The 23,427-nt window shown below is 68.4% G+C and carries 23 protein-coding genes; 19 read left to right on the forward strand and 4 right to left on the reverse strand.

What is annotated here, in order from left to right:
* The first annotated feature begins 72 nt into the window (after window positions 1-72).
* From ABIB26_RS11880 to ABIB26_RS11910, 7 genes are read left to right on the forward strand one after another with little or no spacing between them, the layout of a single operon-like run.
* Complete coding sequence (locus ABIB26_RS11880; RefSeq protein WP_354243019.1) at window positions 73-753, forward strand: GntR family transcriptional regulator; 681 nt, start codon at window positions 73-75, stop codon at window positions 751-753.
* A 58-nt stretch (window positions 754-811) separates the two neighbouring features.
* Window positions 812-1,423 carry an amino acid synthesis family protein gene (locus tag ABIB26_RS11885; protein ID WP_354243022.1) on the forward strand — a complete coding sequence of 204 codons (612 nt, stop codon included), beginning with the start codon at window positions 812-814 and terminating at the stop codon, window positions 1,421-1,423.
* Entirely contained in the window at window positions 1,420-1,974 is a 555-nt protein-coding gene (locus tag ABIB26_RS11890; protein WP_354243025.1) for an amino acid synthesis family protein, read from the forward strand. Before ABIB26_RS11885 ends, ABIB26_RS11890 begins: the two co-directional genes overlap by 4 nt.
* 12 nt (window positions 1,975-1,986) lie before the next feature.
* Window positions 1,987-2,724 carry an alpha/beta fold hydrolase gene (locus ABIB26_RS11895; protein ID WP_354243027.1) on the forward strand — a complete coding sequence of 246 codons (738 nt, stop codon included), beginning with the start codon at window positions 1,987-1,989 and terminating at the stop codon, window positions 2,722-2,724.
* On the forward strand, window positions 2,714-4,201 hold the full coding sequence (locus ABIB26_RS11900; RefSeq protein ID WP_354243030.1) for an aldehyde dehydrogenase: 1,488 nt from the start codon (window positions 2,714-2,716) through the stop codon (window positions 4,199-4,201). Before ABIB26_RS11895 ends, ABIB26_RS11900 begins: the two co-directional genes overlap by 11 nt.
* A 5-nt stretch (window positions 4,202-4,206) precedes the next feature.
* Complete coding sequence (locus tag ABIB26_RS11905; protein WP_354243033.1) at window positions 4,207-4,464, forward strand: tautomerase family protein; 258 nt, start codon at window positions 4,207-4,209, stop codon at window positions 4,462-4,464.
* Window positions 4,464-5,531 carry an LLM class flavin-dependent oxidoreductase gene (locus ABIB26_RS11910; RefSeq protein WP_354243035.1) on the forward strand — a complete coding sequence of 356 codons (1,068 nt, stop codon included), beginning with the start codon at window positions 4,464-4,466 and terminating at the stop codon, window positions 5,529-5,531. The genes ABIB26_RS11905 and ABIB26_RS11910 overlap by 1 nt, the downstream gene beginning before the upstream one ends.
* A 174-nt stretch (window positions 5,532-5,705) precedes the next feature.
* Here ABIB26_RS11910 and zapE read toward each other — a convergent pair whose 3' ends face one another.
* A complete protein-coding gene (zapE, locus tag ABIB26_RS11915; protein ID WP_354243038.1) occupies window positions 5,706-6,743 on the reverse strand; it encodes a cell division protein ZapE in 1,038 nt (345 codons plus the stop codon).
* 228 nt (window positions 6,744-6,971) lie between these two features.
* On the opposite strand from zapE, the gene ABIB26_RS11920 reads away from it, so the two are divergent.
* From ABIB26_RS11920 to ybaK, 3 genes are all read left to right on the forward strand, one after another.
* The gene (locus ABIB26_RS11920; protein WP_354243041.1) at window positions 6,972-7,904 is read left to right on the forward strand and encodes a sulfurtransferase; all 933 of its coding nucleotides are present in this window, start codon (window positions 6,972-6,974) and stop codon (window positions 7,902-7,904) included.
* Between the two features lie 68 nt (window positions 7,905-7,972).
* Entirely contained in the window at window positions 7,973-8,431 is a 459-nt protein-coding gene (locus ABIB26_RS11925; RefSeq protein WP_354243044.1) for a SufE family protein, read from the forward strand.
* Between the two features lie 16 nt (window positions 8,432-8,447).
* Window positions 8,448-8,945 (forward strand): Cys-tRNA(Pro) deacylase, encoded by a 498-nt coding sequence (gene ybaK / locus ABIB26_RS11930; RefSeq protein WP_354243047.1) that lies wholly within the window; start codon window positions 8,448-8,450, stop codon window positions 8,943-8,945.
* 84 nt (window positions 8,946-9,029) lie between these two features.
* Here ybaK and ABIB26_RS11935 read toward each other — a convergent pair whose 3' ends face one another.
* The gene (locus ABIB26_RS11935; protein ID WP_354243050.1) at window positions 9,030-10,355 is read right to left on the reverse strand and encodes an alpha/beta hydrolase family protein; all 1,326 of its coding nucleotides are present in this window, start codon (window positions 10,353-10,355) and stop codon (window positions 9,030-9,032) included.
* 141 nt (window positions 10,356-10,496) lie between these two features.
* On the opposite strand from ABIB26_RS11935, the gene ABIB26_RS11940 reads away from it, so the two are divergent.
* The 9 genes from ABIB26_RS11940 to ABIB26_RS11980 all read left to right on the forward strand — a co-directional run bounded on the left by ABIB26_RS11940 (window position 10,497) and on the right by ABIB26_RS11980 (window position 21,009).
* Window positions 10,497-10,985: a hypothetical protein gene (locus ABIB26_RS11940; RefSeq protein ID WP_354243053.1), complete on the forward strand. Its 489-nt coding sequence runs from the start codon at window positions 10,497-10,499 to the stop codon at window positions 10,983-10,985.
* 14 nt (window positions 10,986-10,999) lie between these two features.
* Complete coding sequence (msrB, locus tag ABIB26_RS11945) at window positions 11,000-11,488, forward strand: peptide-methionine (R)-S-oxide reductase MsrB (protein WP_354243056.1); 489 nt, start codon at window positions 11,000-11,002, stop codon at window positions 11,486-11,488.
* A 292-nt stretch (window positions 11,489-11,780) separates the two neighbouring features.
* Window positions 11,781-13,214, forward strand: coding sequence for a DUF6421 family protein (locus ABIB26_RS11950; RefSeq protein WP_354243059.1), 1,434 nt, complete (start codon window positions 11,781-11,783; stop codon window positions 13,212-13,214).
* Entirely contained in the window at window positions 13,211-14,011 is an 801-nt protein-coding gene (locus tag ABIB26_RS11955; protein WP_354243062.1) for an SDR family oxidoreductase, read from the forward strand. Before ABIB26_RS11950 ends, ABIB26_RS11955 begins: the two co-directional genes overlap by 4 nt.
* 58 nt (window positions 14,012-14,069) lie before the next feature.
* Window positions 14,070-15,158: a threonine aldolase family protein gene (locus ABIB26_RS11960; protein WP_354243298.1), complete on the forward strand. Its 1,089-nt coding sequence runs from the start codon at window positions 14,070-14,072 to the stop codon at window positions 15,156-15,158.
* 91 nt (window positions 15,159-15,249) lie between these two features.
* Window positions 15,250-15,900, forward strand: a complete 651-nt coding sequence (locus tag ABIB26_RS11965) for a DUF3000 domain-containing protein (protein ID WP_354243301.1) — start codon at window positions 15,250-15,252, stop codon at window positions 15,898-15,900.
* Between the two features lie 86 nt (window positions 15,901-15,986).
* Window positions 15,987-17,363, forward strand: coding sequence for an HRDC domain-containing protein (locus tag ABIB26_RS11970; protein ID WP_354243064.1), 1,377 nt, complete (start codon window positions 15,987-15,989; stop codon window positions 17,361-17,363).
* A gap of 227 nt (window positions 17,364-17,590) precedes the next feature.
* Complete coding sequence (locus tag ABIB26_RS11975) at window positions 17,591-18,817, forward strand: thiolase family protein (protein WP_354243303.1); 1,227 nt, start codon at window positions 17,591-17,593, stop codon at window positions 18,815-18,817.
* The gene (locus ABIB26_RS11980; protein ID WP_354243067.1) at window positions 18,814-21,009 is read left to right on the forward strand and encodes a 3-hydroxyacyl-CoA dehydrogenase NAD-binding domain-containing protein; all 2,196 of its coding nucleotides are present in this window, start codon (window positions 18,814-18,816) and stop codon (window positions 21,007-21,009) included. Before ABIB26_RS11975 ends, ABIB26_RS11980 begins: the two co-directional genes overlap by 4 nt.
* 128 nt (window positions 21,010-21,137) lie before the next feature.
* Here the strand turns inward: ABIB26_RS11980 and ABIB26_RS11985 are convergent, their stop codons facing one another.
* Window positions 21,138-22,655 (reverse strand): ABC transporter ATP-binding protein, encoded by a 1,518-nt coding sequence (locus tag ABIB26_RS11985; protein ID WP_354243070.1) that lies wholly within the window; start codon window positions 22,653-22,655, stop codon window positions 21,138-21,140.
* Entirely contained in the window at window positions 22,652-23,425 is a 774-nt protein-coding gene (locus ABIB26_RS11990) for an energy-coupling factor transporter transmembrane component T (protein WP_354243073.1), read from the reverse strand. Before ABIB26_RS11990 ends, ABIB26_RS11985 begins: the two co-directional genes overlap by 4 nt.
* Between the last annotated feature and the right edge of the window lie 2 nt (window positions 23,426-23,427).

The raw sequence follows: 23,427 nt of genomic DNA on the forward strand, positions 1-23,427 counted from the left end.
AATACAGGCATTTTGTAAAAAGCAGCCCTGCTCCCTTGACGCGCTTCTTGCATGCAACATAAGCTGTCATGCATGCAAGAAGAAATGGTGCTCAGTGTTGAAGCGGCGGAACGGCAGGGCCTCCTCGAAAAGATCCGGGGGCTCGTCCTGGGAGGCGAATTCCCGCCGGGCGCAGTGCTGCCGGAGGCTTTCCTTGCCCAGGAATTCGAAGTCAGCCGCACTCCTGTACGGGAAGCCCTCAAGCAGCTTCAGAATGAGGGACTGGTGGAGATACGTCCGAAGGTGGGAACCTTCGTCCGCGAGCCGACCCACAGGGAGATCATCGAACTGTTCCAGCTCAAGGAGTCCCTCGAGGGGCTCGCAGCATCGCTGCTCGCCCGCCGCGGCGAGACACCGGAACTGTCTGCCCTCCGCCTGAATCTCGAGGACTCCGAGGCCGCGGTCCTCACGAATGACAGCAAGGCCTACTCCCGGCTAGTACATGAGTTTCACTGGACAATCGTCCGGGGCTCGGACAATCTCAAACTTGCGGAGCACTATGAGCGGCTCATGAACCAGCTCGCCTACCAGCGGCTGGTCCTGCGCACCATTGAACACCCGGGCAGGATCGCAGCCTCCACCCGCGAGCACCGCGCCGTCCTCGAAATGATCGAACACAAAGACCCCTTCGGCGCCGAAACCGCCATGAGGAACCACGTCCACGCCTCGTCCCGAGAGGCGCTCACCGAACCAGTGCGGTCGCTCCGGAACTGAACCAACCACGAAAGGAAGCCATGCGCTTCTCCATTTTTCACGCCCTGGCCGGGGCCAAATGATGAACGTCCAGGGCTTCGACATCCGCAAGATCGTCTATTACAGCGAGGAGACCCTGCTCGAAAACGGCGTCTCCCCCGCCGTCCCGGCAGTCCGCGCCACGGCTGCGGCCGTGGTCGCCAACCCGTGGCTGGGTGGAAGGCCCACCGATGACCTGAACGAGGAAGTCGTCCAGCTCGCCCCGATCCTCGCGCGCAAACTCACCGACATACTCACCACCGCACTCGGGGGCGTGGACGCGATCCAGGCCTTCGGCAAGGCAGCAATTGTGGGCACCGGCGGCGAAATCGAACACGGCGCCGCACTCATCCACACACCGTTCTTCGGCAACCTCGTCCGGGAGTATTTCGACGGCGAATCCATCATCTGCTTCGCCGATGACCGGGCCGAGGCCGGCGCCACGCTGGTGGTGCCCCTCTGGCACAAGAACGCCGCCGCCACCCGCACGCATTACCAGACCATCACCACACGGATCGGTGACGCGCCACGGCCCGGGGAAATCGTCGTCGTGCTCGGCGCATCCACCGGACCCCGACCGCATTCGCGCATCGGAGACCGCCTCACCGACCCCGTCGTCAAAGCAGAAACCCTAGGAGAACTGATTTCATGAGCATCCGCAAAATCGTCACCCTGACCGAAGACATCCTCATCGAAGGCGGCCGCGACGTCACGCCCAACGCGCGGGTCGCCGTCGTCGCAGCCATCATCAAGAACCCCTGGGCCGGCCAGGGTTTCGTCGAGGACCTCTCCGCCGGGATCGACGGCAACGCCTCCGACATCGGCGCCCTGCTCGCCCCCCGCGTGCTCGAGGCCCTCGGCGCACCCGCCGAAGCATACGGCAAGGCCGCCATCGTCGGCCTCAACGGTGAAATCGAGCACGGTTCCGGCCTCATCCACACCCTTGCCTTTGGAAATCACTTCCGTGACGCGGCCAAAGCCACCACGCTCTTGCCGGCCGTGGAAAAACGCGGCCCCGCCGGCGTCGTGTTCGACATTCCGCTCAAGCACATCACGGATGCGACGATCCGCTCCCACCACCAGAGCATCGAGGTGCGGATCAACGACGCACCCCACGCCGATGAAATCGTGATCGCCCTCGCCGCCGCGGCCCAGGGACGCCCGCAGCAGCGCCTCGCGGCGTTCACCACCGAAACGAAGTAGGTGTCCGCCGTCGTGAGCCGCGCCCGCGTAGCACTGATCCACGGCGTCGGCCTCGACGGGTCGATGTGGGCGCCCCTGCGTGAATTCCTCGAACCGGAATACGACATTCAGGTCCTCGAACTCCTTGGGCACGGAGGCCGGGAGGCTGCGCCCGAAGGGGTGACGCTGGCCGAACTCGCGGCGGACGTCGCGGAGCGCCTGGAACCGGGCACCCATGTGGTGGGGTTCTCACTGGGTGCCCTCGTCGCGCAGCACCTGGCCCGGTTCCGGCCCGATCTGGTTGCTTCCCTGGTCTCCGTCGGATCGGTGTGCGACCGGACGGCGCAGGAGCACGCCGCGGTGATGATGCGCCTGGCCTCAGCGGCATCCGACTTCCCCGCAACGGTGGAAACCTCGATCCGCCGGTGGTACCCGGAAGGCTCCCCCGTCCCGGCGGAACTGATCGAGGCGACCAAGGAAGTCCTGCTTCGCAACGACCCGCAGTCCTTCCTGGCCTGCTACCGCGTCTTCGCAACCGCTGACGCGGAAATCGCGCCCGAACTCGTCCGGATCACCGTTCCGTCCCTTGCCGTGACCGGCGAGCTGGACCCGGGGTCGACGCCGGAGATGAGCGCCCGGCTCGCCGCGGCCATCCCCGGCTGCACGTACTCCGTCATCGGCGGGACCCGCCACATGATGCCGGTGGAACGCCCCCAAGAGCTCGCCACCACCCTCACTGCTTTCATCAAGGAGCATTCACATGTCCACTGATCGCCGCTACGAGCACTTCATCAACGGGGAATGGGCTCCGCCCTCATCCGGGGAATACTTCGACAGCACCAACCCTGCCACGCTGGACGTTCTCTACCGGGCCGCGCGCGGTAACGAGGCCGACGTCGAGCGGGCCGTGTCAGCCGCGGCGGCAGCCTTCGAAAACCCCGCATGGCGGGACCTCAGCCAGACCAAGCGCGGGCACCTGCTCCGCCGGCTGGGCGACCTCGTGGGCGAACATGCGGACGAACTCGCCCGCATGGAATCCGAAGACAACGGCAAACTCCTGCGGGAAATGCGCGCCCAGCTTGCCGCGATGCCCGAGTACTACTACTACTACGCCGGACTGGCTGACAAAATCCAAGGCGACACCATCCCGGGCTCCAGCCGGGCCATGCTGAACTACACCCTCCGCGAACCCCTCGGGGTCGTGGGCGCCATCACGCCATGGAACTCGCCGCTGACGCTGACCACCAGCAAGCTCGCCCCCGCCCTCGCAACGGGCAACACCATCGTGATCAAACCGTCCGAATACACCTCCGCCACCGTTCTGCGCCTGGCCGCACTGGCCAACGAAGCCGGATTCCCGCCCGGTGTCATCAACGTCGTCACCGGCTTCGGCGCAGAAGCCGGAGCCGCACTCGTCGATGACCGCCGGCTGGCGAAAATCTCCTTCACCGGCAGCACCGCCACCGGTGCCCGCATTGCCTCCTCCACCGCATCCCGCTTTATCGGCTCGACGCTGGAACTGGGCGGCAAATCCCCCAACATTGTCTTCGCCGACGCGGACATAGCCAATGCCTCCATGGGAGTGGTTGCCGGCATCTTCGCCGCGGCCGGCCAGACCTGCATCGCAGGCAGCCGCGTGTTCGCTCACACGTCCGTCTACGACGAACTGCTTGAGCGGGTCGCCAACCGCGCCCGCAGCATCGTCATCGGAGACCCGCTCCTGGACGCCACCGAACTCGGGCCGCTGGCCTTCCAGGACCAGCGGGACAAAGTCGCCAGTTACGTCGACCTCGGCGTCTCCGAAGGCGCCACCGTCCTTACCGGCGGCGGCCGGCCCAACACCGGCCTCGGCGGCTACTTCTTCGAACCCACCGTCCTCACCGACGTCAACAACTCCATGCGCGTGGTCAGGGAAGAGATCTTCGGCCCCGTAGCCGCGATCATGCCTTTTGAAACCGAGGAAGAAGTCCTCCGGCTCGCGAACGACACCAGCTACGGACTGGCCGCCGGCATCTGGACCACCAACCTCTCCAGGGCGCACCGCATGGCCAGCCGCCTGGAAGCCGGCACCATCTGGGTAAACACCTACCGCACCATGTCCCCCCAATCACCACGCGAAGGCTTCAAAACCAGTGGCGTCGGAGTCGAACACGGCATCGAAAGCATCCGCGAATACACCCGGGTCAAGAGCGTCTGGATCAACACGGACGAATCTCCCCTCGCCGACCCCTTCATCATGAGGAGCTGACCACATTGCCTCTTATCGAAGTCTCGATCGCCCGGGGCCGGACCCCCGAGCAACTCCGCTCTCTCATTCGCGCACTGCACCGTGCAGCCGAGAACTCTGTGGGCGCGACACCGGAAAACACCACCGTGATAGTCCGGGAAATTGAACACGAGCACTGGTCCCGCGGCGACCAGACAATTGCCGAACGCAGCGCCGCAGCCCGGGACGCAGCACCCACCCATCAAGCGTCGGCCAACATCGTCGCAGAACGAAGGAGTCACTAATGCGCTTTTCCCTCTTTGCCCACATGGAGCGCTGGGACGAATCCGTCTCACACCGCGAGTGCTTCGAGAACCTCACGGAACTCGCCCTCATCGCGGAAGCCGGAGGGTTCAGCACCGTCTGGATTGGTGAGCATCACTCGATGGAGTACACCATCTCTCCCAGTCCCATGCCCCAGCTTGCATACCTGGCAGCGCGCACGTCGCGCATTCGGCTGGGCGCCGGAACGATCATCGCACCCTTCTGGAACCCGCTGCGCGTAGCCGGCGAGACCGCGCTCCTGGATGTCATCAGCAACGGCCGCATGGAAGTGGGCCTGGCACGCGGCGCCTACCAGTTCGAGTTCGACCGCCTCATGGGCGGTATGTCCGCAGTCGATGGCGGCAAGCACCTGCGCGAGCTCGTCCCGGCCGTGCGCGCGCTCTGGAAAGGCGACTACGCCCACGACGGCGAGGTCTGGCAGTTCCCGACCTCCACCAGCGTCCCCAAGCCTCTGCAGAAGCCGACCCCGCCCATGTGGATCGCCGCCCGCGACATCTCCTCACACGAGTTCGCCGTCGCTAACGGCTGCAACGTGATGGTGACGCCGCTCATGAAGGGCGACGAGGAAGTCGAAGACCTTGCACACAAGTTCAACACCGCTGTGGAGAACAACCCCGGCGTCCCCCGCCCGGACCTCATGGTGCTGCGCCACACGCATGTCCACCCCGCCGACGAGCCCGAGGGATGGCGGCGTCCGGCCGAAGGCATCCAGAAGTTCTACCGGACATTTGATGCCTGGTTCGGAAACAAGACCACTCCCAAGAACGGTTTCCTCGAGCCCAGCCCTGCAGAGAAATTCGCCGACCGCCCGGAGTTCACGCCAGAGTCCCTCCACCAGACGGCGCTAATCGGGACGCCTGACGAGTTGATCGAGCGGCTCCGCCACTACGAGGCACTCGGCGTAGACGAGTTCAGCCTTTGGTCCGACAACAGCCTGACCCATGAGGAGAAGAAACGCTCGCTCGAGCTCTTCATCGAGCACGTCGTGCCGGCGTTCCAGGAGCAGACCGCTACCGCGGTACGCTGATGTCAACTGGTGCCGCGGGGCTCCGGCCGGGCCGATTCGGCTCCGGCCGGAGCCCCGGCACTCCTCTTCCCCGGCTCGACTGATGTGGCCGACGCCGTCGTTGTCTTTGGCCGCCGACGCTCTTGGGCTTGTTGGGGCTTTGGGCGCCAAGTGACCCCGCGTTGCTCCCGGCGGCTAGGAGGGTTCGTGGTTCTGGCCCTCGCGGGCCAGTGCGGTCAGCCGGGACACCGCCCGGAAATACTTTTTCGTGTACCCGCCGGTCATCATTTCCTCGGTGAACAGCTGATCGAACGGCACACCGCTGGCGAGGATCGGCACATCCTTGTCGTAGAGCCGGTCCGCCAGCACCACAAAGCGCAGCGCGACAGCCTGTTCCGTAATGGTGTGGACGTTCTTCCACACCACGCCCTCGATGCCGTCCAGCAGCTGGCGGTAGCGGCTCGGGTGGACACCCGCCAGGTGGTTGATCAGGGTGCTGAATTCGTCGCGCGCCACCGTCTTGCCGTCGAATTCGGCATGCATATGGTGTGTCAGGTCATCGTTGCGCAGCGGCAACGGTGCGGCCGGCAGGCCACGGTGGCGGAAGTCCTCGCCGTCGATCCGGACGACGTCGAACTGGTCCGCCAGCACCTGGATTTCTCGGGCGAAGTCGACGGCGGCAAAGCGGCCGTCGCCCAGGGACCCCGGCAGGGTGTTGGAGGTGGCCGCCAGCTTGACGCCGGCGTCGGCCAGTTCGCGCATCAGCCGGGACATCAGAACGGTGTCGCCCGGATCGTCGAGCTCGAATTCGTCGATGCAGACCAGCTTGTAGTGGCTCAGCGCCTCCACGGTCTTGCGGAAGGACAACGCGCCCACCAGGTTGGTGTATTCGACGAAGGTGCCGAACGCCTTGGGCCCGGGGGCGGCGTGCCACAGGGAGGCAAGCAGGTGGGTCTTGCCGACGCCGAATCCGCCGTCGAGGTAGATCCCGGCGCGCGAGGTGTCCTTCTTCCCGAAGAGCCGCTTGAAGAGCCCGTCGCCGTCGCGCGCGCCGACGCCCGCAGCGAAGCTCTCGAGCGCCCGGACCGCCGCAGCCTGGCTGGGCTGGGAATGATCCGGCCGGTAGCTGGAAAACGACACCTCACCGAAGCGCGGCGAGGGATAAAAACCGGTGAGGAGTTCATCCACTGAAACTGCCGGGGTGCGGGCGGCGAGCTGTTCGATCTGTACCAAGGTGGTCCGTTCTGCTGGTCACTTGTCCCCAGCAAGAATACCGGCAACGCAGGCCCTGCTTGTGAGCGGCCGAGGGAGCGGCCGGCCCACGTGACGAAGGCCATATTTCCGAGTGTGAACGGGGGCGGGACATTCCCGGCGGTGCGTGGCTACTGTTGTAGGAGACCCGGCGCCGCCATCGATCCGTCCGTGGCCCGGCCCTGACCGATTCAGTGAAAGGCCATCACCATGCCCTATCCCGTTGAGCAGAACGAAAAGTTTGCCGCCTACGCCCACCCGGAGCGGCTGGTCTCCACCGAGTGGCTGGCCACTGAAATCGAAGCCGGCGCCCTCGACGGCGGCAAGCTGGTGGTGGTGGAATCCGACGAGGATGTGTTGGTCTACGAGACCGGCCACATCCCCGGAGCGGTGAAAGTCGACTGGCACACCGACCTGAACGATGAAGTCACCCGCGACTACGTGGACGGCCGGGCGTTTGCCGCCCTGGCAGCGGCCAAGGGGATCTCCCGCGACAGCACCGTGGTGATCTACGGCGACAAATCGAACTGGTGGGCGGCCTACGCCCTGTGGGTGTTCACGCTCTTCGGCCACGAGGACGTCCGGCTCCTGGACGGCGGCCGCGACAAGTGGATCGCCGAGGACCGTGCCCTCAGCACCGAGACCACCGTGCCCGTTCCCGGCGAATACCCCGTCGTGGAGCGCAACGACGCCCCGATCCGGGCCTTCAAGGACGATGTCCTGGCGCACTTCGGCAAGCCGCTGATCGACGTCCGCTCCCCCGAGGAATACACCGGCCAGCGCACGCACATGCCCGCCTACCCTGAGGAAGGTGCCCTGCGCGGCGGCCACATCCCGACGGCTGCCTCCATCCCGTGGGCCCGCGCGGCCGCCGGCGACGGAACCTACCGCAACCGCCCCGAACTTGAAGCGCTCTACCTCGGTGAAGCCGGCCTGAAGGCGGGCGACGACGTCGTGGCCTACTGCCGCATCGGCGAGCGTTCCAGCCACACCTGGTTCGCGCTGAAGTACCTCCTGGGCTTCGACACCGTCCGCAACTATGACGGCTCCTGGACCGAATGGGGCAACGCCGTGCGCGTCCCGATCGTCAAGGGCACCGAACGCGGCGCGGTTCCGGCTGGCACGGTTCCGGCTGGCCACTGAAGGGGACAACTGAAGCTCAGTGTGGCCGGACCGGGACACAATCGGCTGCCGTGCGTAAGCTGGGAGTGATGAATACTTCTGCCCTCCCCGCCGCGCTGGCGGAAATTGTTGACGACTTCCAGGCCCTGACCGAACCCGACCGGCTGCAGCTGCTGCTCGATTTCTCGCGCGAGCTTCCGGAGCTCCCGGACCGGCTCAAGGACCACCCGGAGCTCATGGAGCAGGTGGTCGAGTGCCAGACGCCGCTGTTCCTCACCATCGAGACGGAGCCGCGCGACGGCGGTGCGCCGGACGGCGTGCGGCTCTTCTTCAAGGCGCCCCCGGAAGCCCCGACCACCCGGGGCTTCGCCGGCGTCCTGCGCGAAGGACTCGACGGGCTCAGCCCGGCCGAGATCCTGGCCGTCCCGGACGACATGCCGGAGCTGCTGGGCCTCACCCGCGCCATCACTCCCCTGCGCATGCGCGGCATGACGGCGATGCTGGGCCGGATCAAGCGCAAGGTTGCCGCGCTTCCGCAGCACTCCTGACGTTCGGCAACTGCTGATGGCCCGCAAACAGGCGTCACAGGGAACTCCGGCCACCGCGGCCCTCGCGGCGGCCGGGGTTCCTTTTGTCTCGCACCCGTACAGCCATGACCCCGCGGCGGCCAGCTACGGGCTGGAGGCCGCGGAGGTCCTTGGCGTCGATCCCGCCCGGGTGTTCAAGACCCTGATGGTCGACGTCGACGGGCGGCTCGCCGTCGGGGTGGTTCCGGTGAGCGGCAACCTGGACCTCAAGGCGATGGCCGCGGCCCTGGGCGCCAAGAAAGCCGCGATGGCGGACCCCGCCGCCGCGGAACGCCGGACCGGCTACGTGCTCGGCGGGATCTCGCCGCTGGGGCAGCGGCAGCCCTCCCCCACGGTGGTGGACGACAGCGCCCTGGCCCTGGACACGATCCTGGTCTCGGGCGGGCGGCGCGGCCTGGACATCGAGCTCAGCCCGGCCGAACTGATCCGGCTCACCGGCGCCCGCACGGCCCGGATCGGCACCGGCCGGGACTGAACATCACGGGTTGCGCACCGTCGAGATGGCATTTCGCCGCAGTATCCGCGCAAAACATTGCCGTGAAGTGCCGCCTCGGCGCGGTTAGGGCAGTTCCGGGCCGGACTGGCCCGGGTTGGGCCGGGGGGCGAGCTGCCGGCCCAGCCAGGCCGCCACGAGCCCTTCCCAGCGCTCCGGGTCCACGTTCCATTCCTTGGTATGCAGGGCGCGGTCGAACTTCTCGAAGGTGACCATCTCGGGGTTCTTCTCGGCCAGGGCCGCCGACGGGCCGTACGGGACGTATTCGTCGTCGACGCTGTGCAGGATCAGCGTCGGCGTCCGCAGTTCCACGGCGCGCGAGACCCAGTCCATCGTCTTCAGGTCCACCGGCGCGGCGAGGCCGGTCAGCCGGCGGCCCAGCTTGTGGCTCATCATCAGCTGCCCGTAGCGGCCCACGGCGGACGGGATCCGGTTGAGCTCCGCGTGGTGCGCCAGCACGTTCACCCAGTTGATCACCGGGGCGTCGAGCACCATGGCCCGGATCAGGTGGTGATAGCGGGAGAGGTCCGCGGTCTGCAGGCAGATGGCGCCGCCCATCGACCAGCCGAACAGCACCACCTCGCGGGCGCCCTGCGCCAGGGCGTAGCCGATGGCCGCCTCGACGTCCCGCCATTCGGTGGAACCGAGGCCGTAGCGTCCGTCCAGGGCTGATGGCGCGAGCCCGTCGTTGCGGTAGGAGATCAGCAGGCTGGACATGCCCAGTTCGTGTGCTGTGCGGACGGCCCGCAGGCCTTCGAGCCGGTTCGCCCCGCGCCCGTGGACCATGATCGCCCAGGTGTCCGCCTCGGGTGCCCGGATGAGCCACGCCGGTGCGGTCCCGCCGTCGACGTCGATCTGCACCTCTTCCGAGGCGAGGCCGATGCTGGCGGCGTCCGGGTGCGCGGCGCCGGTCCACCAGCCGCGCCGCGCCTTGGTGAGGTCGCCGCTGTAGACCGCCTCGACTTCCCGCAGCACCGTGCGCTCCGCCGGCGAGTAGGACACGATCCGGCCGATCCGCGCGTGGCCCCGGCCGCCGTCGAAAATGAAGCCGTAGACGCCCTCAACGGTGTTATCGGGGGTGGCCGCGAGGATGACCTGCAGCCCGTGCCCGTCACGGATCACCGCGAGGATTTCCTGGTCCTCGTCGCGGACCCTGTCCGGGGTGATCACCCGGCGGGCGAAGTACAGGGCCAGGGCGGAGGATCCGGCGGCGAGCAGTCCGGCCGCGGCGCTCCCGCCGATGATGCCCCCCAGGACCCACTTGGCGCTGGCGGGCAACGATGCCTCGGTCCCGGGTGCTGCCGCGGCGGTGACCGCCTTACCTCGGGCACGGGATACGCGGGCGGTGGGGATCCGGGGCGGGTCCGGCAGGAGTCGCTGGGAGGAAGCCATGCCACCATTCTTACCGAACGCGGCGCTCACAGCGGCATCCGGGCCGTTCCGAGACCCGGCTGCGTGCGCCGCGCCGGGCGAGGCAGGCCCGGACACGGGCAAATTCGTGCCGGGCCAGTAGCGCACGGCTAGGCTGGGGGCATGAGTGATCCAATCGTCATTTTGACAGAAGAGCCCCTCGGCGCGGATGACCGCGTCAACATCGAAGCCCTGGTTGCCGGCGGTGATGCTCCCCTGGTGGTCCTGGTACCCGCCAATACCGAGCGGCACCTGCTGGTGGACTTCCTGGAAAACCTTTCCCTGCTGGAAATATCCAAGGCCTTCCGTGAACTGACGGCACACTCCAACCCTGCCGGGGAACGGGCTGAAGCGGCCGAAACGCTGGCGCTCTCGCTCGCGGCCCTGGCCGGGCTGGGCGGCAGCGTCTCGGGCGAAATCGTCGAAGGCAGGGCCGTTGACGGCCTGGTCGCCAAGGTCAAGGAACTCGGCGCCGGACAGGCTGTGGTGATCACCCGCCCGCACGCCGTCGCTGACACCTTCCACACCGACTGGGCCAACAAGGCACAGGACAAGCTGGGCCTGCCGGTCCTGCATCTGTACGCCGGATCGGGATTTATCGGGGACTCCTGAGCGTTATTTAGGCTATGAGCATCTTTAACCACAGGCCCAAAGTCACGCCCGTAGCAGCTCCCGCCGCCGGGGATGCCGCCGAAACGGCCAGCACAGCGGTCGAAAAGTCAGATGAGCAGTGGCGCCAGGAGCTGACCCCGGAAGAGTACCGGGTACTGCGCCAGGCCGGAACCGAGCGCCCGTACACCGGCGAGTACTGGGACACCCATACCTCGGGCGTCTACCAGTGCCGGGCCTGCGGCACCGAGCTCTTCACGAGCAACGAGAAGTTCGACTCCCACTGCGGCTGGCCCTCCTTCTGGGCGCCGCTCGCGGAGGGCACCGTCCGCTACATCCACGACCGCACGCTGGGCATGGAACGTGTGGAAGTCCGCTGCGCCACCTGCGATTCCCATCTGGGCCATGTGTTCGACGGCGAAGGCTACGGAACCCCCACCGACCAGCGCTTTTGCATCAATTCCGTCTCGCTGAAGCTCGTCTCGGCTGACGACTCCGGCAAGTAGCCGCACGCCTGGTCCCGGGCAGCCCCGCCCTCACGCCTGGTCCGGGCAGCCCCGTCCGGGCAGTCCGGTCAGTTCAGCCCGGTCAGTTCAGCCCGGTCAGTTCAGCCCGGTCAGTTCGGCCCGGTCAGTTCAGCCCCGCCCGGGCTTTGGCTGGGACGGGCTCCCCGGCCCGATTGCCACAGAGTTTCTTATGCTCGAGGCATTTTTGCATTAGGGCTGCTGTTTGCTTGCTACGCTCGCCATAGATACTGACGAGCGATGCTCACGGCACACAGAAAGGCGCCTGCTGACGATGACTACTACCGCTATCACCGCCACCGCCCCCATCACTTCCAACTCCCCGGACTGGCTGCGGCTCAAGGCTGCGGCCACCGCGCTGCAGGGCCTCCAGGTGCAGGACGGATCCGTGCCCGAGGCTGCCGACCATGCGGCCGCGGCCGGTCATGTCGAAACCATCACTGCAGCGATCAGGGCCCTCTCCCCCGCCTTCCCGCACGACGCCGAATACCTCGACCTCCTCGTCAGCGACTTCGGCCGCTGGGCCGACGCCGGGTTCGGCGTCCCGGACTTCCTGGACTCCCTGCAGGCCTTCCAGCCGCAGCAGCATCGGGTCAACGGCCTGCAGCATCTCGTGGTCTTCCCGATGTACACCCAGAACGGCAGCAGCAACCGCCTGGTCGAAGCCGTGCTGATCGAGGTCATCTGGCCCGAGTTCATCGCCGGGCTGGAAGAGGGCGAATACTCCAACAAGCTCTTCGTCCCGATCCGCTTCCTGGACTTCACCCCCGGCTACAACACCAACTCCGCGGTGCTGTTCCCCGAATCCGTCGCGGTCCGGGAAACCCCCACCTTCACCTGGGGCGCCATCTTCGCGGACCGCGAGGCGGCCCGTTTCCGCCGCGTGCTCCGCGCCGCGGCGGACATCACCTCCCTGCAGCTGCCCGAGGACGCGGCGGCCCTGCTTGAGGACCAGGAGCTGACGCAGGAAACCTTCGTGATGTGGGACCTCATCCACGACCGCACCCACATGCGCGGCGATCTGCCCTTCGATCCGTTCATGATCAAGCAGCGCATGCCGTTCTTCCTCTACTCCCTCGAGGAACTGCGCTGCGACCTGACCGCCTTCCGCGAATCCGTGAAGATCGAGAAGGACGAGGACGCGGACCCGGAGGCACGCCGGCACGCCAAGCTCGTCCAGTACGCCGTCATCTTCGACCGGATCTTCCGCTTCGCCATCACCGGCAGCCGCGTCCGCAACTACGACGGCCTCGGCGGGCAACTGCTCTTCGCCTGGATGCACCAGCACCACGTCCTGCACTGGACCGACAGCAAGCTCAGCATCGACTGGGACGAGGCTGCCGACGTCGTGGTTGAACTCGGCGCGAAGATCGAGGAACTGTACTGGCGCTCTATCGACCGGCCCAAGATGGCGCACTGGCTGGCCGCCTACGAGCTGATCTCGGCGACCGTCACGCCCAACCCGGCCTCCGTCTGGGCCAAGGGCCCCGGCGCGCTCCCGCTGGACGGCCCGCCGCGCGGCCTCACGGACCAGGTGCTCGACGACGAGTTCCCGCTGTCCATGTTCTACGAGGCGCTGGAGAAGAAGATGCGGCCGGTCATCGAATCGACCGCCGGCATTACGGGGTCCTCAGACACCGGCAGGGACACCGGCTCCCCCGCCGGCACAGCAGCCGGCACGGCAATCACTGACATGAGCGCCGGATGAGTGCTGGACACGCCCTGAACGTGGTGGTCACGGGCGGCAGCGGGCCGTCCGGGATCGCCACGGCGCGCGCCCTGCACGACGCCGGGCATACAGTCTTCACGGTCGGCTCCGACGGGCCCCGGATCGAGGCCGCCGCCGCGGCGGCCGGCACCGGCGTCACGCCGCTCGTGTGCGACCTCGCGTCCCTTGCCGACGTCCGGGCGCTGCACGCCACCATCGCCGCGAAGGTGGGGGCCGTCGACGGCGTCGTGCACCTGGTGGGCGGCTGGCGCGGCGCGAAGGGCATCACCGACCAGAGCGACGAGGACTGGGACTTTTTGGAACGCGGCGCCATCACCACGCTGCGGAACGTCACCCGGGTCTTCTACGACGACCTCGCGGCCTCGGACAGTGGCCGCTTCGCCATGGTCTCCTCCACCGCCGTCGGCACCCCGACGGCGGCCACCGCCAGCTATGTGGCGGCCAAGGCCGCGGCCGAGGCGTGGACCCTTGCGGTGGCTGACGGCTTCCGCCGGGACCAGGCGGCCGCCCGCTCCGGCAGTACAGCAGACCCGGGCAGCCCAGCAGTTCCGGGCAGTACAGCAGTTCCGGGCAGTTCCGGCAATCCGGTGGAGCAGCGCAGCGCCGCCGTCGTGTTCGTGATCAAGGCGCTCGTCGACCCGGGCATGCGGGCCAACTCCCCCGAGCGGAAGTTCCCGGGCTTCACCGATGTGGAGGAGCTGGCCGCCGCCGTCGCCGGGCTCTTCACCACCCCTGCGGCGGAGCTGAACGGCCAGCGCCTGCTGCTGAACCGCTGAACCCGCTGACCTGAGCGTTCCGGCCCGACCTCCTTAGACTGAAAGTGTGAGCAAACCGATGACCAGCACAGTTGAAAATGCCCCTGCCAGCACTGCGGTGCGGCTCCATGACCCGTCCGTCCGGGGCTTTGCCTCGGACAACTACTCCGGCGTCCATCCCGAGGTGCTGGCCGCGCTGGCCGCCGCCAACGAGGGACACCAGGTCTCTTACGGCGAGGACGACTACACCGCCCGGCTGCAGCAGCTGATGGAAGGGCACTTCGGCGAGGGGATCGAATGCTTCCCGGTCTTCAACGGCACCGGCGCCAACGTGCTGTCGCTGCAGTCGCTGCTGCCGCGCTGGGGGGCGGTCATCTGCGCCTCGACGGCTCACATCAACATGGACGAGAACGGCGCCCCGGAGCGGATCGGCGGGATCAAGCTGCTCCAGGTCCGCACGGCGGACGGCAAGCTCACCCCCGAATTGATCGACCAGGAAGCCTGGGGCTGGGGCGACGAGCACCGGGCCCAGCCGCTCGCGGTGTCCATAACGCAGACCACCGAACTCGGCACGTGCTACACGCCGGAGGAAGTCCGGGCCATCGCGGAACATGTCCACTCCAAGGGCATGAAGCTGCACATGGACGGCGCCCGGCTGGCCAACGCCGCCGCGCACCTTGAGGTGCCGCTGCGGGCCTTCACCCGCGACGCCGGCGTGGACATCCTCTCCTTCGGCGGCACCAAGAACGGGCTGCTCTTCGGCGAGGTGGTGGTGGCGCTGAACCCGGAAGCGGCCCACGGCCTGATTTACCTGCGCAAGATGAACATGCAGCTGGCTTCCAAGATGCGGTTCATGTCCGCCCAGTTCATCGCCCTGCTCGAAGGTGACCTGTGGCTGCGCTCGGCCTCGCACGCCAACGCGATGGCGGCCCGGCTTCGCGCCGGCGTCGAGTCGATCCCGGGCGTCGAGCTGAGCCAGAAGACCGAATCCAACGGAGTCTTCGCGATCCTGCCTGCCGGTGTGGCTGACCGGCTGCGCACGTCCTTCCGCTTCTACGACTGGAATGAGGCGGCCCGCGAGGTCCGCTGGATGTGCTCCTTCGACACCACCGAGGACGACGTTGACTCCTTTATCGCGGCCATCAAGCGCGAACTCGCTGCCGGCTAGTCCGGCCCGCCGGCTTCCGCCCGGCCCGGCGGCTTCCGCCCGGCCGGCGGCGAGCCTGCCGGGCTTCGAAGCCCGCGTTGCATAATCTTCCATTGTGAACGCACTAGACGAGGTTCCGGCAGATTTTCTCTTCGCCTTGGGGACCCTTCGCCAAGCACGGTGCCGCAGTGAGCTGCACCTGGAGGAGATTCCGGCGCCCTCACGGCTGGCACCCTTCGCAGTGGCACTGGGAGCAGAAGTCATTGCCCCGGGAGAGGCGGCAGGCGCCGGCGCCGTCCACGGTCCGGCAGCGGCGGCACTGGAACCCGCTTCCGGGAGTGACGACGTCGAACTGGCCACCGGCCGCTTCATCCTGCTCCACGATCCCGACGGCTCCGCCGTCTGGGACGGGGAGTTCAGGGTGGTGACCTACATCCGCGCCCAGCTCGAGCCCGAGATGGGCAACGACGAAATGCTCGGCTCGGTCGCCTGGACCTGGCTCGTGGAAGCACTCGACAACCACGCCGCGTCCTACCGTTCGGCCGGCGGCACCGCAACGAGGGTGCTCTCTGAAAGCTTTGGCACCCTCTCCGACCGGCCCAATTCGATCGACATCGAACTCCGCGCCTCCTGGACCCCGGCCAGCCCGGACATCACCTCACACCTGGAGGCATGGTCTGACATGGTCTGCACCTTCGCGGGGCTCCCACCGCTGCCCGACGGCGTCACCCCGCTGCCGCACCGACGGCGGGAGCCGTCATGAGCCCGCGCCGAATCGGCCCGGTTTTTGCCGAATGCGCGGTCCGCAACGCCGTGTTGCCGGTAACTTGTCGGTAAACTGAAGTCACCATGACCCCTCAAATACCGGAAATCACCACGGCCGGCGCCGTTCAAAGTAAGGCAGCCGTTCCAAGTAAGACAGAGGCCGCTGACATCACAGCCCATATCACCGTGGAGGGCTTCGACAGCCTGGTCCCCGAGGTGATCGACCTCGATGCCCCCCGCGACGGCGTGCCGCTGGTGATCGAAACCCAGTCCGGCCTGGAACGCTGCGCTGCGGCTCTTGCCGCAGGCCAAGGCCCCGCGGGAGTGGATGCCGAACGTGCCTCCGGCTTCCGCTACGGCCAGCGCGCCTTCCTGGTGCAGATCCGCCGTGAAGGCTCGGGCACCTGGCTGATCGACCCGGAAGCCTTCGGGGACCTGCGGATCGTCAACGAGGCCCTCAAGGGGGTCGAATGGATCCTGCACGCGGCCAGCCAGGACCTGCCTTGCCTGTCCGAGCTCGGCATGTGGCCGGACAAACTCTTTGACACCGAACTCGCCGCCCGGCTCGCCGGACTGCCGCGGGTGGGCCTCGCCGCCGTGATCGAACAGCTCCTGGGCTTCGGCCTCGCGAAGGAACACTCCGCGGCCGACTGGTCCACCCGCCCGCTCCCGGAACCCTGGCTGCGCTACGCTGCCCTCGACGTCGAGGTCCTGGCCGAGCTGCGCGAGGAACTCATTGAGCTCCTCGTGGCCGACGGAAAACTGGACTTCGCCAAACAGGAGTTCGCCGCCATCCTCGAGGCCGGCCAGGCCCTGCCCCGCGTCGACCCCTGGCGCAAGACCTCCGGCCTCCACCAGATCCGGGACCGGCGCCAGCTGGCCGCGGTCCGTGAACTCTGGCTGGAACGCGACTCGCTGGCGCAGAAGCGCGACGTCGCCCCGGGCCGGCTCATCCCGGACTCCGCCCTCGTGGCCGCGGCCAAGGCGATGCCCACCACCGTGCCGCAACTGCTCGGCACGAAGGGATTCCATGGCCGCGCTGCCCAGCGCGAGGCGCCGCGGTGGCTGCGCTGCATCAGCACCGCCAGGAGCCTCGAGGAGCTTCCGCCCCTGCACCTGCCCACCAACGCTCCCCCGCCGCCGCGCGTCTGGGCCGACCGGGACCCTGAGGCCGCGGCACGGCTGGCCACCGCCCGGCCGAAGCTGCAGGCCAAGGCCGAGGAACTGAACCTGCCCGTGGAGAACCTGCTGACCCCCGACTACCTGCGGCGGGTGACGTGGCGTCCGCCGGTCGAGCCCAGCGAGGAAGGCATCGCCGAGGAACTCCAGAACCTCGGGGCACGCCAGTGGCAGATCGAACTCACCGCACCGCTGATCACCGAGGCCTTCCTGCACCCCGAGCCGCTGCCGGTGAAGGAACCCAGGGCCGCAGCCGAAGCGGCGGCGGACACGGCCTCCTGACGGGCATTCCGCACGCTCCTTGCCGGCAATGTTACTGACGAGTAACCTGTTGAATGATGTCGCCCGGATCCACGCTGCCTGTGGCTGTTTCGCCAACGGCGCGGATCCGGCATCCATGTCTCAATGAGGAGTCACACGTGAGCCAAGACCCGAGCAGAGAAGCCCGCAGCAGCGGAAAACCCAGCAGCGCGAATCCCCGCACCGCGGGTCCCCGCACCGTCCGCGATATCGTCTTCGTCGACGGCGTCCGCACGCCGTTCGGCCGCGCCGGCGAGAAGGGCCTCTACGCCGGAACCCGCGCCGATGACCTGGTGGTCAAGTGCATCCGGGAACTGATGTGCCGCAACCCGTCCCTGCCCGCTGAACGCATCGACGAGGTTGCCATCGCGGCCACGACGCAGACCGGCGACCAGGGCCTGACCATCGGCCGCACCGCCGCCCTGCTGGCCGGGCTGCCCCGCACGGTGCCCGGCTTCGCGATCGACCGGATGTGCGCCGGCGCGATGACCGCCGTGACCACGACGGCGAGCGGCATCGGCTTCGGCGCCTACGACATCGTGATTGCCGGCGGCGTCGAGCACATGGGCAACCACCCCATGGGCGCCGGCGCGGACCCCAACCCGCGGTTCATGTCCGAACGGATCGTGGACCCGGCGGCCCTGAACATGGGCAACACCGCCGAGAACCTGCACGACCGTTTCCCGGCCATCACCAGGGACCGCGCCGACGCGTACGCCGTCGCCTCCCAGGACAAGCTGGCCGCCGCCTACGCAAACGGCCAGATCCAGCCGGACCTGGTGCCGGTCGCCACGATGAAGCCCGGCCAGGGCTGGACCGTGAACACCGTGGACGAGCCGCCGCGGCCGGGAACGACGCTGGATGACCTCGCCGCGCTCAAGACCCCTTTCCGGGCCCACGGCCGGGTCACCGCCGGCAACGCCGCCGGCCTCAACGACGGCGCGACGGCGGCCCTGCTGGCTTCCGCCGAGGCCGCCGAAGAGCTGGGCCTGCCGGTCCGCATGCGCCTGGTCAGCTACGCCTTTGCCGGCGTGGAACCCGAGGTGATGGGCATCGGCCCGGTTCCCGCCACCGAAAAGGCCCTCAAGAACGCCGGCATCGGCATCGGGGACATCGGCCTCTTCGAGATCAACGAGGCCTTCGCCGTCCAGGTGCTCAGCTTCCTGGACCACTTCGGCATCGCCGACGACGACCCCCGGGTCAACCGCTACGGCGGCGCGATCGCCGTCGGACACCCGCTCGCCTCCTCGGGCGTGCGGCTGATGAACCAGCTGGCCCGCCAGTTCGAGGAGGACCCCTCGGTCCGCTTCGGCATGACCACGATGTGCATCGGGCTGGGCATGGGCGCCACCGTCATCTGGGAAAACCCGCACCACGCCGAGTACGGCACTGCCTTTGAACCAGCCACCACCACCGAGACTGGAGCCGCAGCATGAGCGCCGCCGATTTCCGCAAGCTTGCCGATCTCTTTCCGAACGAGACGGTCACCCACTCCTATGTCCAGGACATCCAGCTGCCCGCCGCAGGTGGGAAGACGACTGACGGCACCAGCCCCGGCACCTTCGCGCTGATCACCCTGGACAACGGGCTGGACCACTCCAAGCCGACCACCCTGGGGCCCAACACCCTGATCGAACTCGGCCTCGTCCTGGAGGGGCTGAAGGAACGCGCCGCCCGCGGCGAGATCGCCGGCGTCGGCGTCACCGGCAAGCCGTACTTCCTGGTGGCCGGCGCGGACCTGTCCACGGTCAAGTCCATCAGCGGCCGCGAACACGGGCTCTGGATGGCCCAGCTGGGCCACGAGGTTTACTCCACCCTGGCAAACCTCGGCGTCCCCAGCTTCGCCTTCATCAACGGTGTCGCCCTGGGCGGCGGGCTGGAGATCGCGCTCCAGTCCACCTACCGCACCGTGTCCACCGGCGCCGGCGCACTGGCGTTGCCCGAGGCGTTCATCGGCCTGATCCCCGGCTGGGGCGGCGTGTACCTCCTGCCGCGGCTCATCGGCCCCGAGAACGCCCTTAAGGTGATGATCGAGAACCCGCTGAGCAACAACCGCACCCTCACCGGGCCGCAGGCCTACCAGCTGGGCATGGCCGACGCGATCTTCGAGCCCGCCGACTTCATCGAACAGTCCGTCGCCTGGGCCGCGAAGGTCATCTCCGGTGCCGTGACGCCGGAGCGGGCCAACGCCGTCGACCCCGCCGCTCCGGAGGTCGCCGCCCGCTGGGCGGACGCCGTCGCCGCCGGCCGCGCCTTCGTGGAAGCCAAGACCTCCAACGCCTCCCCGGCACCGGCGAAGGTCCTGGACGCGATGGAAGCCAACCGCACCCTGACTCAGGCGGAATCCGCGGAGCTCGAATGCGAGACGCTCGCGGACCTCATGCAGACCGACGAGTTCCGTTCCACCGTCTACGCCTTCCTGGACCTCGTGCAGAAGCGCTCCAAACGCCCCGCCGGCGCCCCGGACCGCAAGCTCGCCCGCCCGGTGACCAAGATCGGCGTCGTGGGCGCCGGGCTGATGGCAAGCCAGCTCGCGCTGCTCTTCGCCCGCCAGCTCAAGGTGCCCGTGGTCATGACGGACATCGACCAGGCCAGGGTGGACAAGGGCGTGGGGTACGTCCACGCCGAGGTAGACACGCTCCTGGCCAAGAAACGGATCAGCCCCGACGCCGCCAACCGGACCCGGGCACTGGTGACCGGCTCCGTGTCCAAGGAGGCCTTCGCCGACGCCGACTTCGTGATCGAAGCCGTCTTTGAAGAGCTGAACGTGAAGAAGCAGGTCTTCAAGGAGGTCGAGGCGATCGTCTCCCCCGAGTGCATCCTCGCCACCAACACCTCCTCACTGTCCGTCACCGCCATGGCCGAAGACCTCGAGCACCCGGAACGGCTCGTGGGTTTCCACTTCTTCAACCCGGTGGCCGTGATGCCGCTGCTGGAGATCGTCCGGGCGCCCGGAACCGACGACGCCGTGCTGGCCACGGCGTTTGAGCTCGCGAAGGGCCTCAAGAAGTCCGCGGTGCTGGTCAAGGACGCCCCGGCGTTCGTGGTCAACCGCCTCCTGCTGCGCCTGATGGGCGAAGTGACGGCGGCCTTCGACGAGGGCACGCCCGCCGGGGTGGCGGACAATGCGCTGCGCCCGATGGGCCTGCCGATGACGCCCTTCGTCCTCGGTGCCATGGTGGGCCTGCCGGTGGCGCAGCATGTCCAGGAATCCCTGCACACCGCCTTCGGCGACCGTTTCCCGGTGTCCCAGAACCTGCAGACGCTGATCGACAACGGCGTGAAGTCCATCTGGGCCGTGCAGAATGGGACACCCGAAAAGGGCCCGGACGGCAGGCTGTTCCTTCCGGCCGAAACCCTGGCGCTGCTGTCCTTCGGCACCAGCCCGTCCACCGGCGAGGACGTGCTGCGCCGGACACAGGACGCGCTGGCAGAGGAAATCGGCCTGATGCTGGACGAGGGCGTCGTGGCCGGCCCCGAAGACATCGACCTGTGCATGATCCTCGGCGCGGGCTGGCCGATGTTCCTCGGCGGCATCACACCTTACCTGGACCGGGTGGGGGCCTCCGAACGGGTCAACGGCAGGAAGTTCCTGGCCGCCGGCGTGGCGTCCGGGCCGGCTGCCTGATCGGCCCCCGGCTTTGACCGCCGGCACCCCCGTCCGTACTGTTGATTGCCAGTGCGGACGGGGGTGCCGGCGCGTTTGGTGCCGCCGCAGTCACTGTCCTGGCGCCAGCGCCGCCGCGCCGTCGTGCGTCAGATCTCGCGCAGCCTGCCGCCGTCGAGCCGCAGGATGCGGTGTGCGCGGGCACGCGCGTAGCTGAGGTCGTGAGTGACCAGCACAACCGCGCCGCCCCGGGCCGTCGTGTCCTCGATGGCCTGCCGCAGCCGCTCAAGCCCGTACCGGTCCAGCCCCACGGTGGGCTCGTCCAGGGCCAGCACGGCCGGTTCGCGGGCCAGCACCGTGGCGAGGGCAAGCATCCGCTGGAGTGAGGCCGGCAGCTCCGCCGGGTGGGTCTCCGCAGCATCGGCCAGTCCGACGGCGGCCAGCGCCGCTTCCGCGCGGGTTGCGGCCCGCTCCGCTCCGAACAGCTTGCGGAGCCCGAAGCTCACCTCCCGGCGAACCGTCCGTTCAAAGAGCTGGTCCCGCGGCTGCTGGAACAGCAGCCCCACGGACGCGGCAACCCGGCCGGTCGGGATGCCGGCGATGCTGCTCCCGGAAACCCGGACCTCCCCGGCGTCCGGGCTCAGCAGACCGTTGAAATGGCGCAGCAGGGTTGACTTTCCTGCGCCGTTCGGGCCGGTGATGGCAATGATCTCCCCCGGCCGGACCGTCAGCTCGAGGTCCCGGAGCACAGCCGTCCGCGGCCCGGTTCCCGACGATCCGTGCGGGTCCGCGTAGCCGAAGCCGATGCCGCGCAGCTCCAGAGCCGGGGTGGTGTTGCCTGGCCCGCGGCTGGACATGTCCCTCAGGGGCGCCCGCGGGGAGGGCATGTCCGCTACAACGATGCCTGCCCGGGCCAGCACGGTCGCTTCCTCCAGCGCCGCAGGTGCGCCCCGGGCCGTGACGGTGCCGCCGTCGAGGATGATCCAGTGTGCTGCGGTACGGGCCAGCCGGTCAGCGGTCTGGCTCAGCAGCACGACGGCGGTGCCGGCGTCGAGCAGTCCCGTGATGAGCTCCCGGATCTGGGCCTCGCCTGACGGATCGAGGGAGGCCAGCGGCTCGTCGAGCACCAGCACTTCCGGGCCGGCAATCACGGCGCATCCCACGGCAAGGCGCCGCAGTTCCCCGCCGGAGAGCGTGGCGGGGTCCCGGTCCAGCAGATCTGCCAGGCCGGTGCGCGCGGCCGTGCTGGCCACCTCGCGGAGCATCTGGTCCCGCGGCGTGCCGTGGTTCTCGAGCCCGAAGGCGAGTTCCTCCGCCACGGTGGAGCGCACCGAAGACAGCATGGCGGAGGCGTCCTGCGGAACGAAGCCCACCCTCCGTGCCCACGCACCGGAATCGATCCGGGGATCGTCCCCGCCGCCGCGGAACTCCAGGCATGTCGCACCGAGCTGCAGGCTGCCACGGAGGCTGCCAGCAGGGCCAGGCCGCAGCCAGCCGGCCAGCAGTTTTCCCAGCGTCGTCTTTCCGCTGCCGGAGCCGCCCAGGACCGCTGTCAGCGTTCCCGGGGTGGCAACCAGCCCGAGCCCGCGCAACACGGGGGCGGTATCCCCGTGGAAAGTGAAGGTATCGACGCTCGCGCCCAGGGCGGGCCAGGCGGCGGCAGTCACGGAGTCCACCCGGCCGGCCACGAGGCGGCGAACCGCAGGGCCACGGCGGTGGCAGCGAGCAGCAGGGCTGCGGCCCGGGCCAGCCGTTGGCCGGGCGCGTCCGCGACCTCGCGGTAGCTGGTCCGCGGACCGGTGCTGCCGAAGCCCCGGGCGTCTAGGGCCTGGGCACGGCTGCCGGCGTCCTCGATCAGCCCCAGGACCAGCGGAACCATCTGCAGCCGGACGGCCCCGAGCCGGGACAGCACCCCGCCGCGGAGGACCAGGCCGCGGGCTTCCTGCGCCTGCCGGATGCGGTCGAGCCTGCCTGCGATGGCCGGCAGCAGCGTCAGGGTGGATGCCAGGACGAAGCCAAGCTGCGGCGGCACCCGCCGTGCCGAGAGTGCGGCAACGAGGTCAGGAACACTGACCGTGCAAGAGAACAGCAGCAGGACCACCACGCAGGCGGCCGTGCGCGTACCCAGTTCCAGGGCGAAGCTCAGCCCTTCCGCCGTCACCCGCGCCGGACCCCAGGCGGCAAGGACAGTGTGTCCTTCGGGAAAGAACAGCCCGTGCAGGACCAGGAGTGACAGCCACAGGGGGGCCAGGATCACGGCTGCCGCCGTCAGTACCCGGGTCCCGACCCCGGCGCGGACGGCCAGCAGCGCCGCCCCGAGGGCGACGGCGACGGACAGCGGCCAGCTTGCTGCCGCCGTCGTGATGACCGCGGCGCAGCCGGCCGCAGTCAGCGCCGTGAGCGGGTGGAGGGTGGATCGCGTTCTTCCGGCGGGCACGG

The sequence above is a fragment of the Arthrobacter sp. UYEF20 genome (genome assembly GCF_040546335.1).
Lineage (GTDB): Bacteria > Actinomycetota > Actinomycetes > Actinomycetales > Micrococcaceae > Arthrobacter.